Source organism: Bartonella sp. B12(2025), assembly GCF_053795135.1.
The window spans coordinates 1,420,354-1,437,854 of sequence record NZ_CP200031.1; the positions used below are offsets into that span (position 1 = coordinate 1,420,354).

The 17,501-nt window shown below is 35.4% G+C and carries 17 protein-coding genes; 10 read left to right on the plus strand and 7 right to left on the minus strand.

Annotated elements, in window-relative coordinates; genetic code table 11:
• Positions 1–86: 86 nt before the first annotated feature.
• Positions 87–635 (minus strand): AprI/Inh family metalloprotease inhibitor, encoded by a 549-nt coding sequence (locus tag V3564_RS06355; RefSeq protein WP_455480730.1) that lies wholly within the window; start codon positions 633–635, stop codon positions 87–89.
• Between the two features lie 230 nt (positions 636–865).
• Here V3564_RS06355 and dapF point away from each other — a divergent pair, with 230 nt between their 5' ends.
• From dapF to gloB, 5 genes are all read left to right on the plus strand, one after another.
• Positions 866–1,717 (plus strand): diaminopimelate epimerase, encoded by an 852-nt coding sequence (gene dapF, locus V3564_RS06360; RefSeq protein ID WP_455480731.1) that lies wholly within the window; start codon positions 866–868, stop codon positions 1,715–1,717.
• Complete coding sequence (gene mtaB / locus V3564_RS06365) at positions 1,717–3,000, plus strand: tRNA (N(6)-L-threonylcarbamoyladenosine(37)-C(2))-methylthiotransferase MtaB (protein ID WP_455480732.1); 1,284 nt, start codon at positions 1,717–1,719, stop codon at positions 2,998–3,000. Before dapF ends, mtaB begins: the two co-directional genes overlap by 1 nt.
• Positions 3,001–3,014: 14 nt before the next feature.
• Positions 3,015–4,241: a signal recognition particle-docking protein FtsY gene (ftsY, locus tag V3564_RS06370; RefSeq protein WP_455480733.1), complete on the plus strand. Its 1,227-nt coding sequence runs from the start codon at positions 3,015–3,017 to the stop codon at positions 4,239–4,241.
• Positions 4,238–4,921, plus strand: a complete 684-nt coding sequence (locus tag V3564_RS06375) for a septation protein A (RefSeq protein WP_455480734.1) — start codon at positions 4,238–4,240, stop codon at positions 4,919–4,921. The genes ftsY and V3564_RS06375 overlap by 4 nt, the downstream gene beginning before the upstream one ends.
• A 68-nt stretch (positions 4,922–4,989) precedes the next feature.
• Entirely contained in the window at positions 4,990–5,751 is a 762-nt protein-coding gene (gloB, locus tag V3564_RS06380; protein ID WP_455480735.1) for a hydroxyacylglutathione hydrolase, read from the plus strand.
• Positions 5,752–6,108: 357 nt separating this feature from the next.
• On the opposite strand, the gene V3564_RS06385 is transcribed toward gloB, so the two are convergent.
• From V3564_RS06385 to rho, 6 genes are all read right to left on the minus strand, one after another.
• Positions 6,109–7,008, minus strand: a complete 900-nt coding sequence (locus tag V3564_RS06385) for a ParB/RepB/Spo0J family partition protein (RefSeq protein WP_455480736.1) — start codon at positions 7,006–7,008, stop codon at positions 6,109–6,111.
• A 50-nt stretch (positions 7,009–7,058) separates the two neighbouring features.
• The gene (locus V3564_RS06390; protein ID WP_455480737.1) at positions 7,059–7,856 is read right to left on the minus strand and encodes a ParA family protein; all 798 of its coding nucleotides are present in this window, start codon (positions 7,854–7,856) and stop codon (positions 7,059–7,061) included.
• Between the two features lie 6 nt (positions 7,857–7,862).
• Positions 7,863–8,510: a 16S rRNA (guanine(527)-N(7))-methyltransferase RsmG gene (gene rsmG / locus V3564_RS06395; protein ID WP_455480738.1), complete on the minus strand. Its 648-nt coding sequence runs from the start codon at positions 8,508–8,510 to the stop codon at positions 7,863–7,865.
• Positions 8,510–10,378 (minus strand): tRNA uridine-5-carboxymethylaminomethyl(34) synthesis enzyme MnmG, encoded by a 1,869-nt coding sequence (mnmG, locus tag V3564_RS06400; protein ID WP_455480739.1) that lies wholly within the window; start codon positions 10,376–10,378, stop codon positions 8,510–8,512. Before mnmG ends, rsmG begins: the two co-directional genes overlap by 1 nt.
• Before the next feature lie 108 nt (positions 10,379–10,486).
• Positions 10,487–11,794 (minus strand): tRNA uridine-5-carboxymethylaminomethyl(34) synthesis GTPase MnmE, encoded by a 1,308-nt coding sequence (mnmE, locus tag V3564_RS06405; protein WP_455480740.1) that lies wholly within the window; start codon positions 11,792–11,794, stop codon positions 10,487–10,489.
• 30 nt (positions 11,795–11,824) lie between these two features.
• Positions 11,825–13,090 (minus strand): transcription termination factor Rho, encoded by a 1,266-nt coding sequence (gene rho, locus V3564_RS06410; RefSeq protein ID WP_455480741.1) that lies wholly within the window; start codon positions 13,088–13,090, stop codon positions 11,825–11,827.
• A 1,060-nt stretch (positions 13,091–14,150) separates the two neighbouring features.
• Between rho and V3564_RS06415 the strand changes: the two genes are divergently transcribed.
• The 5 genes from V3564_RS06415 to dnaQ all read left to right on the plus strand — a co-directional run bounded on the left by V3564_RS06415 (position 14,151) and on the right by dnaQ (position 17,282).
• Entirely contained in the window at positions 14,151–14,312 is a 162-nt protein-coding gene (locus V3564_RS06415) for a kinase/pyrophosphorylase (protein ID WP_455480742.1), read from the plus strand.
• 206 nt (positions 14,313–14,518) lie between these two features.
• Entirely contained in the window at positions 14,519–15,115 is a 597-nt protein-coding gene (locus V3564_RS06420; protein WP_455480743.1) for a Maf family nucleotide pyrophosphatase, read from the plus strand.
• On the plus strand, positions 15,108–15,989 hold the full coding sequence (locus V3564_RS06425; RefSeq protein ID WP_455480744.1) for a shikimate dehydrogenase: 882 nt from the start codon (positions 15,108–15,110) through the stop codon (positions 15,987–15,989). Before V3564_RS06420 ends, V3564_RS06425 begins: the two co-directional genes overlap by 8 nt.
• The gene (coaE, locus tag V3564_RS06430) at positions 15,986–16,573 is read left to right on the plus strand and encodes a dephospho-CoA kinase (protein ID WP_455480745.1); all 588 of its coding nucleotides are present in this window, start codon (positions 15,986–15,988) and stop codon (positions 16,571–16,573) included. Before V3564_RS06425 ends, coaE begins: the two co-directional genes overlap by 4 nt.
• A 4-nt stretch (positions 16,574–16,577) precedes the next feature.
• Positions 16,578–17,282, plus strand: coding sequence for a DNA polymerase III subunit epsilon (dnaQ, locus tag V3564_RS06435; RefSeq protein WP_455480746.1), 705 nt, complete (start codon positions 16,578–16,580; stop codon positions 17,280–17,282).
• The last annotated feature ends 219 nt before the right edge of the window (positions 17,283–17,501 follow it).

The window sequence follows — 17,501 nt, forward strand, 5'->3', positions numbered from 1 at the left end:
AACCCGTTCTCAATGAAAAATACAAATTCTCTTCATAAACCTAACGTATTTCTTATTTTTTCATAATATAAATGGCTCAAAACGATTTAACGGCTTAAAACAACTGGATAATTATTCAGTGTACGTCCCTCAAAACGATCAACATTGGAAGAATAAAGAGCAACGATAACACGTCCTGAACTATTATAGAAATATAATTTTTTTCCTTTAACAGCCCACGAATTCACTTGTGAAAAGAGGCCTGAACAGTGTAAAGGAGCAGCACGATATCCTTGGCCAAATTTTGTTTGTGGCGTTGCAATTCGGCAAACTTTACCACCCATAGAAAGATTCCAAACCCCAGCAATACTTGCAGGAAACAAATCGATAGCATTATCTGGCAATTCAAGCTGAACCATTTGTCCATCACTCTTAGAATCTCCTTTTCCATACATTGAAACATTTGCTGCTTCAGATGCTGACGAGTGAGAGGATGACAGATCAGACATCACTTCAGATGTTGACATTTGTTGAAGCGGATAAGAAGCTTCTAATGTGTTGTCACCATCATTACTGCCAAACTGCGATGTTGAACATCCTCCTAAAAAGGTTACCATTAATATGGTGACGAAAAACGAAATTTTTGAAAATGACATATTTATACTCTTTCCCACGACATAACATAGGCTCACTCAAAAAATGAACGAACATTTTTATATGGCATTTTACAGAGATAAATTAACAAATTAAAAAAATAGGATAAAAATTACCTATTTTGAACAATAAATAATTTTTTCCACCAGTTTTATATTTATTAAGCACTAGAAATTTATAAGATTCTCAGTCATATATTCTTATGAATAAGCATTAGAAATAGAGAAGTTTCATGAAAACGCCATTTAGCAAAATGGACGGTCTTGGAAATAAAATCATTGTTGCTGATATGCGTGAAAGTACACATGCTATCACACAACAAGCAATCCTTGCTTTATCAGCAGATCCCAAAACACATTTTGATCAAATCATGGCTATCCATCCACCAACCCTAAAAGAAGCTGATTTCCGCATCGAAATATGGAATGCTGACGGTTCAATGGCTAAGGCTTGCGGCAATGGTACCCGTTGTGTAATTGCATGGCTCATAGATCACAATTTTGGTGAGACCTTTCGATTGGAAACTCCTGCTGGGATTATTGAAGGTAAACGTCAAACAGATAAACTCATTTCCGTTGATATGGGATGCCCAAGTTTTAATGCAAAGGAAATGCCTATTTCACGTGAAATAGCTGATACTAATCACGTAGAAATTACTGCTGGTCCCTTAAAAGATGCTTGCCTTGTCTCCGTTGGCAATCTCCACGCTATTTTTTTTGTTGAGAGTAATATTCAACATATTTCATTAGAAAAGTATGGACCAAAACTTGAACATGATCCTCTTTTTCCAGAACGTTGTAATATTTCCATCGCTTTCGTAACATCACAAAAAAGTTTAACTTTACGAACATGGGAGCGAGGAACTGGATTAACACAAGCGTGTGGCAGCGCCGCTTGTGCCAGTGCAGTAGCTGCTTATCGACGTGGACTCACAAAACGCCATATCGATGTGAATTTGCCAGGAGGAACACTCAATATTTTTTATCAAAAAGACGATCACATTATCATGACTGGCCCAATTAAATATGAATTTAGTGGTTTTCTTAACCCTTTAACAGGAAGCTATAAAAAGGATCACTTTTGATGGCGATAGAAATTATAACGCTAGGTTGCCGACTCAATCGCTATGAATCAGAAATCATACGCAAAGAAAGCACTTCTTCTGGACTCGATAAGCTCAAAGATGGTGCTATTATCTTTAACACCTGCGCTGTTACTGCCGAAGCCGTGCGACAAGCAAAACAAGCGATCCGCAAAGCGAGACGTGAAAATCCTCATGCCCGCATTATCGTTACAGGATGTGCAGCACAAACAGAAGCACAAAGTTTTGCATCGATGACAGAGGTGGATCTTGTTTTAGGGAATGAAGACAAACTTCATGCCCACTCTTATCGTCAACTTCCTGATTTTGGCATAAACCACTCCGAAAAGGTGCTTATCAATGATATCATGGAAGTACAAAAAATCGCTCCACATATGGTTAGTGCGATGGAAGAACGCACACGTGCTTTCGTACAGGTACAAAATGGATGCGATCATCGCTGTACATTTTGCATTATTCCTTATGGACGTGGACCATCACGCTCAGTTCCCATGGGAGCTGTGGTTGAACAGATTAAACAGCTCATAGGTAATGGTATTCAAGAAGTGGTTCTGACAGGCGTTGATCTTACAAGCTACGGTCACGATCTTCCTGGAAAAGCAACTTTAGGAAAATTAACTTCAACCATCTTGCATCACATTCCTGATTTGCCTCGATTGCGTCTTTCATCGATCGATTCTATTGAAGCAGACCAAGAGCTCATCAATCTCTTAGCCTATGAAAAAAGAATAATGCCACATTTGCATTTATCCTTGCAAGCAGGCGATAACATGATTCTAAAAAGAATGAAACGACGGCACTTGCGGGAACATGCAATTCAATTTTGTCAAGATTTGCATGCTAAACGCCCTACAATGGTTTACGGCGCAGATTTAATTGCTGGTTTTCCCACTGAAACAGAAGAGATGTTCCAAAATAGCCTCTCTTTGATCAATGATTGTAATTTAACACATCTCCATGTCTTTCCTTTTAGTCCAAGAAAAGGAACACCCGCCGCACGTATGCCACAAATCAGCCGCAAAATAGTTAAGATGCGTGCAAAAAGGTTGCGCAAAGCAGGTGAAGAGGCTTACCAAAAACATCTTGCTCGCTTACAAAACAGTCAGCAAACAGTTCTCATTGAAAAAGATGAAATCGGACGAACAGAAGATTACACTCTTGTACAAATTAAAGGTGCAAAAGCTGGAACAATTGTTCAAGCCCTTATCGTTGGCCACGATGGCGATAAATTGATTGCTGTCCTCCCAAAATTAAACGCAGCTTGAGCAGGAAAACTCTTATGACAAAATCTTTTATAAAAAAAATATTCTCTTTTAACGAATCTAAAGAGCAAAAAATAGAACAAGTTTCCACTCCTTATGAACCCGATATGATAGAAGAAAGTGAGGACAGAAGCAAAAAAACAAAAAACAATCAATCTTCTATAGAAAAAAAAGAACAAATAGAAAGTCAAAATACAACATCTATAAAATATGATAAGAAAACTCCGTCTTTTAAATTACATTCTGGAAAAATAATTGTCACAGATACAATCAGCGAAAAAAAAATTGAAGAGCTTTCGTCTGTATTTTCTGTTGAACCGAAAAAGACAGCATGGTTTGAGCGCCTTAAAAAAGGATTAACTCTTTCTTCACAACGCTTAAGCAAGTCAATTAGTGACCTCTTTATCAAGGGAAAACTTGATGAAAACACATTGCAAGAGCTAGAAGACATCCTTATTCAAGCTGATCTTGGTGTAGAAACGGCTACACGCATCGTTGATACTTTAGCTTCTAGTCGTTATGAGAAAAATTTATCTCCAGATGATATTCACACCATCGTAGCTAACGAAATCAAAAAAGTATTGGAACCTGTTGCGATTCCACTAGAACTTGATCTTAATCATAAGCCTCACGTTATTTTACTGGTAGGTGTAAATGGTACTGGGAAAACGACAACTATTGGAAAACTTGCTGCCAAACTTACTGCAGGAGGGCTAAAAGTTATGCTAGCTGCTGGTGATACATTCCGTGCTGCAGCCATTGAACAATTGCATATTTGGGGTGAACGCACAGGATCTCCTGTTATTTCAACCAAACTAGGTGCAGATGCTGCTAGTCTAGCATTTGATGCCTATGAAAAAGCAAAAAAAGCAAACAGTGATGTATTGATTATTGATACAGCTGGACGCTTACAAAATAAAACTGAACTGATGGATGAATTGGCAAAAATTATTCGTGTTTTAGGCAAACATACACCCCAAGCACCCCATACAATTCTTCAAACGCTTGATGCAACTACCGGACAAAATGCACTTAGCCAAGTGGATACTTTCCGCGATATTGCTGGCGTTAACGGTTTAGTCATGACAAAACTGGACGGTACTGCACGGGGAGGAATTCTTGTCGCCATTGCAGAAAAATACAAATTACCCATTTATTTTATTGGTATAGGAGAGAATGTCGAGGATCTTCAACCTTTTTCTGCTTCTGATTTTACCGAAACTATCGCAGGAAAATACGCATGAAAAAAACTTCTTTTAAACCTAATCTGTACAATAATCCTGATTCAAAAAATATAAATAAAAAAATAGCCTTTTCACCAACACTTAAGTTTCTCTTAGAAATGGGACCGTTAGTCGTCTTTTTTCTTGCCAATTATAAAGGTGAATGGCTGATAAACAATATTGGACTCTTTAAAAATTTTGATAAACCTATTTTCCCTGCAACCGCTATTTTCATGGTAGCAATCGTTGTGGCTTTAAGCCTATCATGGATTCTTGCACGGAAAATTCCCATAATGCCTCTCATCTCGGGAATATTTGTTCTGATCTTTGGATTTTTAACTCTTTGGCTTCACAATGATACTTTCATCAAAATGAAACCAACAATTATTAATAGCTTATTTGCCCTTATCCTTTTTGGAGGTATGTTTTTTAAAAAACCACTTTTGCGTTATGCTCTCGATTCTACTTTAAAACTTGATGATTTAGGATGGCAAAAACTTACCTATCGCTGGGCGTTTTTCTTCGTTTTTCTTGCTCTTTTAAATGAAATAATTTGGCGCAATTTTAGCAATAATTTTTGGACTAGTTTTAAAGTATTTGGCGTCATGCCTATAACAGTTCTCTTCATGCTTACCCAAATGCCTCTTATTATGAAACACTCACAAGGTCTTTTTACAGAAAATGAAAAGTCTGATTCTTGAATATAACACATTCGTTATTACAAATTATTTTATAGATTCATTACTGCGCACTTTTATGGAGAAAATACGTGTTAATTGAGCAGTTTATCTGCCGAGAAGATAATTTTTGTGTACTCATTCATGATGAAAAAAGTGGCTACACGGCCGCAATTGATGCACCTGAAAGCAAAGCGATCCATAGTGCATTAAAACGTCGTAACTGGACACTTCAAACTATTTTTGTAACTCATCACCATCATGACCACATAGAAGCATTGGCAGAGTTAAAACAAACTTATAAAGCCGTAGTTATTGGGCCAGAAGCAGAAAAAGAAAAGATTGGTCATCTTGACAAAACACTTCAATCTGATGAAAGCTTTTTCTTCGGAACCCACACGCTTTTAGCTCTCTCAACACCTGGTCATACGCTAGGAGCATTGTCTTACTATCTTCCTGAAGAAAATTTACTCTTTGCGGGGGACACACTTTTTTCACTTGGTTGTGGACGTCTTTTCGAAGGCACACCAGCACAAATGCTGAACTCCTTAAAAAAACTTCGTCAACTTCCCGATGAAACGCTTCTTTATTGTGGACATGAATACACCAAAACCAATGCTCTTTTCGCATTAACACTTGATCCACACAATCAAAAGCTTCATCAAAGAGCAGAAGATGTTTTTTTGTTACGTTCAAAGAATCTTATGACTTTACCTGTCACCTTAGGACAAGAGAAAGCAACTAATCCTTTTCTTCGTTGGGATGATAATTTGTTAAGAGAAAATCTCGCAATGGAGAATGCAACAGATGAAGAGGTATTTGCTGACATACGGAAAAGAAAAGATAATTTTTGACAATATTTATTTTTTTTGTGTTTTCTTTTATTTCTTGTAACGTATTCCCAAATAACCATTTTTCTTTATCACATATAAACAATCCCAATATCGTGATAAACTTTTCTTTAAAAGAAAACTTCCTTTTTAAAATAGAACAATAAAAAAGAAGTCAAAAACTTGCTACCTCTAAAGCCGGAACCATTAAGCACCAGAAATAATAATAACGTTTATATTTTTCGGTAGCCAAAATTAATAAAGATATCACACCAAATTATGCAACTGACACTATAGCACTGAAAATAACATTGCACTTTTGGAAATTTGAATTTTTATAAAAAACATATTGATAAGATTTGCATTATTTTAGGCTATTGATTAATTTTGTAAACGTCGGCAAATGTCATCCAATTGCTCTAATGAAGAATAGTGTATTTTTAAATCACCACCTTTTTTACCATGCCGAATGATTACTTTCATTCCAATCATATCTGCAAGTAATTTTTCTAAAGATTTTGTTTCTGCATCTTTCTCTACAGAAGTTCGTTTTTTAACTCTAGGATTTTCTTGCTCATACGCAACAAGCATTTCTGTTTGACGTACTGAAAGGCCTTCACGAATAATTTTTTCAGCTAAATCCTGTGGATTATCAACAGTTATAAGACAGCGTGCATGACCCGCTGAAAGTTGTCCATCGGTTAAAAATTGTTGTACCTTTAACGGCAATTTCAACAAACGAAGTGTATTTGCAACATAACTTCGGCTTTTTCCAATCACTTGTGCTAAATCTGCTTGCGTATAACCATGCTCACTCAGAAGAATTTCATACCCCCTTGCTTCTTCAATAGGATTAAGATCAGCACGTTGAACATTTTCAATAATTGCCAATTCCAAAGCTGTCTTATCATCCACATCGCGAACAATAACCGGCAATTGGCTTAAATTTGCTCGTTGTGCAGCACGCCACCGTCGTTCGCCAGCGATTAATTCAAATAGATGAGGATGATCGCGTGAAGGCCTTACAATAGCAGGTTGAACAACACCGTGCTGGCGAATTGATTGTGCTAAATTATCAAGTTCTGATTCAGTAAAATGACGCCGTGGATTATGTGGATTACAAGAAATGGATTCAATAGGAATAAACCTCTCAGAAAGGGTACTAGATTCTATCGATTTATCATCACTTGGTAAAGATGCAAGATTGTTATTTAGACTTATATCACCAATCAGTGCTGCTAATCCACGTCCTAGTCTTTTTTTTGATTGATCATCATTCATAATTTTGCTCTTTGAGTTTTTTTTTTACAAAAATTAATTTTCTTATATTTCTAAGCAGCAGCGCGTGCTTGTTTTTCACGTTGTATTACTTCTGATGCTAGACGCAAATAAGCCTGGCTACCAGCACATTTGAGATCATAAAGCAATACCGGTTTACCAAAAGAAGGCGCTTCCGATACTCGCACATTTCGTGGAATAACGGTGCGGTAAACTTTATCTCCCATAAAAGAGCGTACATCTTCAACAACTTGATTTGAAAGATTATTACGTCCATCATACATTGTTAGAACAATACCTTGAATTTCTAGAGACGGATTAAGTACAGATCGTACTTGCTTTACAGTTTCAAGCAATTGGCTTAAACCTTCAAGTGCTAAAAATTCACATTGCATAGGCACCAAAACAGAATCCGCAGCACCCATAGCATTAAGTGTTAAAAGATTAAGCGATGGGGGACAATCAATTAAAATATAACTGAATTTTTTTTCCATTTTTGGATCATCATAGAAGGCTTTACGCAAACGTTGAATGCGATCCTTTGATGAAGAAATTTCCATTTCTACGCCTAAAAGATCAAGTGTAGAAGGTACAATATGTAAATTTGGTACAGCTGTTTTCAAAGCTGCTTTTGTAACTGAAATCTCTGAAACCAAAACATCATAAGAAGATAGAGGGCGGCTATTTCGATCAATTCCCAATCCTGTACTGGCATTGCCTTGTGGATCGACATCCATGATAAGAACATTTTCACCAATGGCTGCTAAAGCTGTAGCAAGATTAATTGCTGTGGTTGTTTTACCAACTCCACCTTTTTGGTTTGCAATAGCGATAATCCGTGTTTCGCTCATTTTGCCTTATCCTCTGCGTGATAGAAGATGAGAAATTTCTAAAATAACAGAATTTTCATCAATTTTACTCTTATGTTTTATCAGATTAAATTGCCAATTGGCAGAGGCATTTGTAATTTCTGTAGAGTAATCCCGACCTTTTTGAAAAAGGGCTATTGTTTTTTGTGTAAAAAAGGGAAAAATAAGCTTTAAAAGATCATCTAGAGAAGCTAATCCTCGCGCTGTTATAACATCTGGCGTTTTTATTTTTTGATAGACATCTTCAATTCTACAATGATGGACTGTAGCTGGGAGATTAAGTTGAGCAATAACTGTTCGTAAAAAAGATATTTTTTTTCCATTACTTTCAACGAGATCAATATGCCCTGTTTTTCTTTCTTTCATAAAAATAGCGATAACAATTGCGGGAAACCCGCCACCTGATCCAAGATCACACCAATGCATAAAATCATTTTGTAAAGGATAAATTTGTGCAGAATCTAAAATGTGACGTGTCCATAAAACTGGTATTGTTGTAGTGGACACCAAATTAATATGTGTATTCCATTGCATTATTAAAGTTTCAAATTTCATTAAATCATCCATTGTTTCACGTGAAACAGAAGGAACAATATTTAATAATGCCTTATATTTTTTTTCTATGCAAATATTCATTAAGCTGATTTAGCCTTTTCACGTCGTTTACGTTGAATATACGTAATAATAAGCGATAATGCTGCGGGCGTCATACCATCAATTTTTTGAGCATCAGCAATTGAACGTGGCGATATCTCCTGAATTTTTGTTTTTAGTTCATTTGAAAGACCAGAAATTGACTGAATATCAAGAGAAGAAGGAATTTCTAAATGTTCATCTCGTTGAAGAGCAACAATATCCTGTGCTTGTTTTTCTAAATAAACTGCATATTGTGCTTCAATTTCTAAAGATTCAACTGTTTTAGAATCAATAGACTGTAATTGCGGCCAAAAATGTGAAAGACGTTCTATAGTCATATGAGGATAAGCAAGAAGATCATAAGCTGAGCGTCGAATCCCATCGTGATTTATTTGCAATCCATGAGCAGAAGCTTCATTAGGAGTTATAAAAAGTTCTTGGCACATTGATCGTGCTTGATCAAGACGCTGCTGTTTTTGTTGAAAATAATTCCAACGTAATTTACTAACGATTCCCCATTTCTGTGCTAAAGGTGTTAAACGAGCATCAGCATTATCAGACCGTAAAGATAAACGAAATTCAGCACGTGATGTAAACATTCGATAAGGTTCACAAACACCACGTGTAACTAAATCGTCTACCATAACACCAATATAAGCAGTAGAACGACTTATAATGATCTCATTTAATTTTCCCACTTTACGTGCAGCATTTAATCCAGCTAAAAGTCCTTGTGCTGCAGCTTCCTCATATCCTGTTGTACCATTAATCTGACCCGCTAAAAACAATCCTGATAAGGAGCACAATTCCAAAGTTTTAGTCAATTGTTGTGGATTAACAAAATCATATTCAATAGCGTAACCAGGCTGTAAAATTGTAGCATCTTCCAACCCTTCAATAGTTTTTAATAAGGAAATTTGTACATCTTCAGGAAGAGAAGTAGAAAGACCATTTGGATAAATAGTATCATCATTTAAACCTTCTGGTTCCAAAAAAATCTGATGGCCATCACGTTCACCAAATTTAATAATTTTATCTTCAATTGAAGGACAATAACGCGGTCCTAATCCTTCAATATTTCCAGAATACAAAGCAGATTTATGAATATTTTCACGTATAATTTTATGTGTTTGAGTATTTGTGCGTGTTATTGCACATTCAATTTGGGGTTGGTCAATTTTTTCTGTTAAAAGAGAAAAAGGAACTGGATCTTCATCAGCTTTTTGTTTTGGAAGCGCATCCCAATGAATCGTTTTTTTGCTAAGACGAGCAGGAGTTCCTGTTTTTAATCGACTAAGATTTATATTGTATTTTTTTAAACGTTCAGCAAGTTGCACACTTGATTTATCGCCCATACGTCCAGCAGCCCACGTTTTATTACCGATATGAATAAAACCGTTTAAAAATGTGCCTGTTGCTAAAACAACAGCGCCAGAAAGAATAGGTCCTTGCTTTTTTAAAAGAACACCTGAAGTATAATTGTCTTTAACAATCAAATCAACTGCTTCATCTTCAATTAAAGTGAGATTATCTTGTTCTTGTAAAATTTTTTGAATTGCTTTTTTATATAATTGTCTATCAGCTTGTGTACGCGGTCCTCTTACTGCTGGTCCTTTACGCCGATTAAGAAGCCGAAATTGAATTCCAGCAGCATCTGCAGCTCTTCCCATGAGACCATCTAAAGCATCTATTTCACGAACCAAATGTCCTTTTCCAAGACCACCAATAGCGGGATTACATGACATTGTTCCTAGTGCTGATATTTTGTGCGTAACAAGTGCTGTTCGCGCTCCAACACGTGCTGAAGCTGAAGCGGCTTCACAACCAGCATGACCACCACCAATGACGACAACATCATATGACTGCATCTAAATTCTTTCTATAGAAAATTGTTTTAAAGTTTCACGTGAAACAAAATATAAAATACATAAACTTTTAAATCTGTCTATGAAATAATCAATGTTTCACGTGAATCATTATTTACCAATACAAAACTCTGAAAAAATAACATCAAGCAAATCTTCAACATTTATATCCCCCGTAATCCTCCCAAGAAAATCACTTGCACGGCGAAGATGTTCTGCACGTAAAGTTAAATCAAGAAAATCATAATTCATAGAAGCCTCAATTTCTTTAACAGCCTCTTTTAATAATTGAAGTTGCCTTTTACGTGCTGGAACAAGGTTTCCAATTTCAGAAGCGCGGCGTAAACAAAATGACTCGAGTTCCTTAATAAAATAATCAAAATTCAAACCAGTTAATGCAGAAAACTGTATAGACCAATGGGTTTCATTATTTTTATAAAGGTCAAGCTTATTACCAACATGCCATATTTCAGCCAATGTTTCTGGTAAATCAACTTTTATAGGATTGTCCATATCATAAACTAGAATAACTAAATCAGCGTCTATAACATGCTTCTTTGCAACTTCTATTCCTAATTGCTCGATTTTGTTCTCTGTTTTTCTAAAACCAGCAGTATCTGTTAAAAAAACTGGTAAACCACCAAGAACCAGTCTCATTTCTAAAGCATCACGGGTTGTACCCGCTTCTTCTGTCACAATAGCAACAGATCTCCCAGCCAAACGATTCATTATGCTCGATTTTCCGGAATTCGGAGCACCTACAATAACAATTTTTAGCCCATCACGTAAGATACTTGCACGTTCCCCTTCATAAATATGTTCCCGAAGGGAAGCACAAAGATTTTCCACATCTTTCCAAATTTCATCAGATACCGAGTTGGGGATATCATCTTCATCAGAAAAATCAAGTTCTGCTTCAATAAAAGCACGTGCCTTTATAAGTTTATGACGCCAATCGCGATAAAGTGTTGTTAAACGTCCACTTGTACCCATAACCGCTAAACGCCGTTGACTTTCCGTTTCTGCTTCAATTAAATCAGCAAGACCTTCTGCTTGAACAAGATCTAATTTTCCTTCCATAAACGCACGACGTGAAAATTCACCTGCCTCTGCGATACGGCATCCAGAAAACGTAGATAATTCGTCAAGAAAACGATTAACAACTGCTTTTCCTCCATGCAAATGAAACTCTGCACAATCTTCCCCCGTAAAGCTATGAGGAGCAGGAAAAAAAACAGTCAAAGCAGAATCTAAAAAACTACCATCACGAGCAGTAAGATTTCCATAATGCATAAATCGCGCTTTAGGTAAACAACCACAAAGCGTTTTAACAATAGTCACAACATGAGAACCAGAAAGCCGAATGACAGCAACCCCTGAAGGTAACAATCCACTAGAAACGGCAAAGATTGTATCCACAGGATATATCCTAATCGAAAAGTTCAATGCCTATGTATTCATTGAATCAAAGAATTCACTATTGTTTTTTGTTTGTTTTAATTTGTCAATCAAAAATTCAATTGCATCTGTTACATTCATGGGTGCTAAAATACGGCGAAGAACAAAAATTTTATGTAAATCTTGTCGTGCTACTAGAAGCTCTTCTTTACGTGTTCCTGACTTTAAGATATCCATAGCTGGGAAAATACGCTTATCAGCAACTTTACGATCAAGAACAATCTCTGAATTACCTGTTCCCTTAAATTCTTCAAAAATAACCTCATCCATACGACTACCTGTATCAATCAAAGCCGTTGCAATAATGGTTAAAGACCCGCCTTCTTCAATGTTACGTGCTGCACCAAAAAAGCGTTTAGGACGCTGTAAAGCATTTGCATCTACACCACCCGTCAAAACTTTACCTGATGAAGGAACAACCGTGTTATAAGCACGCCCAAGACGTGTAATAGAATCAAGAAGAATAACGACATCACGCCCATATTCAACTAGGCGTTTTGCTTTCTCAATGACCATCTCAGCTACTTGTACATGACGAATTGCTGGTTCATCAAAAGTAGAAGAAACAACTTCTCCTTTTACAGAACGTTGCATATCAGTAACTTCTTCTGGTCGTTCATCAATTAAAAGAACTATAAGGTAACATTCAGGATGATTAGTTGTGATAGAATGAGCAATATTTTGAAGTAAAACCGTTTTTCCTGTTCGAGGAGGCGCCACAATTAATCCTCGCTGCCCTTTTCCCAATGGAGATATCAAATCAATTACCCGTGATGACATATCCTTTTCTGTAGGATCCTGTATTTCCATCTGAAAACGTTCATTCGAGTAAAGGGGAGTGAGATTATCAAAATGAATTTTATAACGAATTTTTTCAGGATCTTCAAAATTAATCGTGTTAATTTTAAGAAGAGCAAAATAACGTTCTCCTTCTTTTGGACTACGTATAGGACCTTCAACAGTATCACCTGTTTTTAAAGAAAAAGATTGAATTTGTGTAGGGGAAAGGTAAATATCATCAGGTCCTGGAAGATAATTAGCATCAGCAGATCGCAAAAATCCAAACCCATCTTGTAAAACTTCAACGACTCCCTCTCCGATGATTTCTACATCTTGCAAAGCAAGTTTTTTCAGGATAGCGAACATTAATTCCTGTTTACGCATCAAAGAAGCATTTTCAACTTCTAATGTTTCAGCAAAAGAAACAAGTTCAACTGGATTTTTACTTTTAAGTTCTTGTAGTTTCATTTCTTGCATGAAATATGCTCTTTAATAGATGGAGGATTGTCCTTGAATTAAATACGGAAAATTTAAAGAACGGAACATTCTTATAAGAGAATGATATTGTACACTCAATTTTTTCAATCTGCAAGCACTATACGGATTGTTTTCGTATAAGAATAAGTAATTATATAAGAAGATTGATTATGTAAATTGAAATACTTTAAAATATATCATTTAATTAAATATATTTTTTCATAAGTTAAGTTTTAACTTAGTTTATAACACATATAATAAATTATGAATTTAATTTATATCAAAACTAAACAAATTTCAAAAATATTATATTAATAATTTTTTAAAATGAGTTATTATTTTTATTTAAATCTGTGTTTAATGTGAATTATCATTTATACTTTATTTATCCTCAATTTTATCCACAAAGAAAAAAGAAAAAAAAATAATTATAACACTATATTAAGGATATTATCCTCGTTTTTTTTCTCATAAGGAGAGTTCAATTATCACAACTGCTTTATCTGTGTATAATAATGGAAAAATTTTCCTAAAATTTAGTTTTATGAAAAACACTGGGGGTATATACACATTTGTTAACAAGGAATTAATTTTTTTGTGACAAGAGAAAAAAAATCTTTCATTTGCATCTGCTTTTTGATGCAATATAAAAAAGATTCTCTGTTAGAAAGTGCTATCTCATCATATGATAAGCTAAGAAACGGGGTGTATATATTCTATGATTTGTGATGAAACACAGCTACAGAGAACTCCTAATGAGATATAATAAGAGCTTGGTGTTTTTCTTTACACAACCATTGGTAAAAAATTAAACTCTTTCTTAGAGTAAAGATGTAAAAATAAAAGTTTTCTGTATCGATATATTGCCTCATGTTTTAGATGCTTTCCTGTTTTTCCTCGGAAATCCAAAAAATTTACGTGCTTAGTGTGCAATGTGGTCTTAATGCAGACTACTTTCATTGTATTGATATATTAAATTTTGCAACAGAATGTGATGATGGGCAGTTTTCCAGTGATTTATCAGATGCAATATCTGTAGAAATCTCAAAAAAATTCTAAAATGTTTATCAGCATCTATTTAGCAAATCGTGGAATCAAAATAGTTAATGTTTCTCTCATTCCAAATGCTGATTTACCAAAAGCTCTCTTGGAAGAAAAAAATGCTTTTGTCATCGGTTTAATTGCTTCAGTTGAAAGAATCTCACATGTTCGTAAAATTTGAAATTTGTGAGAGAGTTTTGTCGCTAACTAAAAGTAGCTATATTAATCGCACTATAATGACTAAAAAATTGACTTATGCAAAATGCATTTTTAAATGTTTTTTTGATCTATTATTGATTTTACAAAATACTTTATTTAAAACAGCTGTAGCTGTAGCTGTATCTGAACTTTTGTCGTGATTTTTAAAAGAAAAATGAGAAAACCTCTATGGCAGCAGATACGTTAATATTAGCATCCCTTAGTTCTTGTCGTGCACAATTACTGAAAAAGGCAGGTTTAAAATTTTTTATTGAAGGAGCCTCCTTTGATGAAAGAGAAGTAGAAAAAACAGGAAAAACAAAGACTCCTAAAGAACTCTGTTGTTTTCTTGCAAGTGCAAAGGCAAAAAATGTTTCTGATCGCTTTCCTGATGCCTTTGTCATTGGTTGTGATCAAGTGCTTAATTTAGAAGAGAAAGTTTTTCATAAAGTCACAAATAACAAGGAAGCACATCAACGTTTACGTGACTTATCAGGAAAAACTCATTCTCTTCATAGCGCAGTGGCTTTATTTAAAAATGGTCAAAAAATTTGGGTAGAAGCTTTTAGCGCACATATGTCAGTGCGTCTTCTTTCATCAGAGTTCATTGAACGTTATTTAGCACGTGTAGGGACAGATGTTTTAAACAGTGTAGGAGTATATCAAATTGAAGGGGAAGGAATCCATCTTTTTGAAAAAATTGATGGAGATTTTTTTACTATTATTGGTTTACCTTTATTGCCTTTATTAGTAAAACTGCGTCATTTAGGGATAATTGATGGTTGATTTGGCAATAGAGTGCAAAAAAACAATCCTTCCACGTGCTTTTGTTGTGGGTTATCCTATTCATCACTCAAAATCACCCAAAATTCACAATTTTTGGCTTAAAAAATACAATCTACAAGGCGAATATTTAGCACAGGAAATAATATCTGAAGAATTTAGAGATTTTTTCGTATCTATAAAAAAAAGAGGATTTTGTGGGGGTAATGTTACTCTACCCTATAAACAGGAAGCCTTTCATTTAGCAAGTCATAAAGACGATGTAGCAACAATGATCGGTGCGGTTAATACTCTGTGGTATGAAGGGGATAAACTTTGTGCCACAAATAGCGATGCTTATGGTTTTAGTGCTAATCTTGATGAATTTTTTCCTGATTGGGTTAAAGAAACAGCTGTTGTTTTTGGTGCAGGTGGTGCTGCACGCGCTGTTCTATACACTTTAAAAAAACGTGGATTTGAACGTATTTACTTGCTTAATCGTACAAAGCAACGTGCGGACGATTTAGCCGAGTATTTCGGAAAACCTGTTAAAGTTCATGATTGGTATTGTACTGATGAAATACTTTATCAGGCTGATTTAATTGTCAATACAACTTCTGTGGGTATGACAAACCCACACGAGAAAAAAAATGTTTTCCCCTTTTGCGATTTTCATAAAACAAAGACAACAGCGTTAGTGACAGATATTGTTTATACACCATTGATAACACCTTTTTTACAACAAGCAAAAACGCATGGTTTAAGAACTGTCGATGGGCTTGGTATGCTTTTACATCAAGCTGTTTTCGGCTTTGAACGATGGTTTGGAATAAGACCACAGGTGACAAAGGCATTACGGATGGCAATTTTAGAAGATATGGGTGAAGAAATAGAATGAAAATCATAGGATTAACAGGATCCATCGCAATGGGAAAATCGACGGTTGCTAATTTCTTCAAACAAGCGGGTATCTCCGTTTTTAGTGCTGATGATGCAGTATACAAACTTTATAAGAGTGAGCCAACTTTGTCGCTTATAGCACATACATTCCCTAGTGTTGTTGAAAATGGTAAAGTTAATCGTATAAAGCTTTCTGAAATTTTGATTAATGATAATAAAAAATTACAAACATTAGAAAAAATAATTCATCCTTTTGTTCAAAAAAAGGAAAGAGAATTCATTGATAGAGTACGCCAACAGGGAAAAAATCTAGTTGTTCTTGATATCCCGCTTCTTTTTGAAACAAATAGTGAAAAACGTGTAGACAGTGTGGTTGTTGTATCTGCTCCACTGGCAATACAAAAAGAGCGTGCAATGATTCGACCAAACATGAATGAAGAAAAATTTGCTTTTATAAATTCTCAACAAATGTCTGATGAAAAAAAGCGAGAACGTGCTGATTTTATTATTGATACAGGGAAAGATTTAGAAAATATACGTCAACAAGTTTTTTATGTGATAAAAAGTTTGCTAAAGAATTAAAGCAATGCGTGAGATTATTTTTGATACAGAAACAACAGGTTTAGATAAAGAGAAAGATCGCATAATCGAAATAGGTTGTGTAGAGATGGTTGATCGTTATCTGACAGGGCGCCGATTCCATGTTTATTTGAACCCACAAGGCGTTATTATTCCTGATGAAGTTGTAGCAATTCATGGATTGACCAATGAACGCTTAAAGAATGAAAAAAGCTTCAGTGATATTGCCGATGCGTTTTTAGAATTTATCAATGGCGCAACAATGATTGCGCATAATGCTAGTTTTGATATAGGCTTTCTTAACGCGGAATTAGGACGAGCAAATAAACAACTTATCAGTGTTGATAATATTCTTGATACATTAGCTATGGCACGGCGTAAATTTCCTATGGGCCCTAATTCTCTTGATGTTTTGTGTAAACGTTTTGGAATTGATAATAGTCATCGTGTTTTTCACGGTGCTTTGCTAGATGCGGAGATTCTCGCCGATGTTTATATTGAGCTCATTGGTGGAAAACAGGGCGTATTAGGTTTTGATAACAGAGAGGGTATTGAGAGAACTAAAAATGATAAGGATGCGCTCTACGTAGTAAAAATTCGTCCACAGACCTTACCTTCAAGATTAAGTGCGCAAGAAAGAAGTATGCATGCCGATTTCATCAACAAAATGGGCGAAAAAGCTCTGTGGAATAAATTCAAAGCCTCTCACTAGCTTCTATGGCTTTTTTCCGGAAAGATCATTTAAAAGACCAAGAATAACAAGGTCTATAAAAAACGGTCGTTGTGGGGAGGGGAACACCACAACGACCCTATCGCTACATCGTACCTCAGCTATCATAGGAGGAGCAAAATGAAAGCTATTATATCCTGTAACAGCAAAGAAAAGCTCTAGGTACTGAATATAAAGTGTAACGACTCCATACTTTATGAA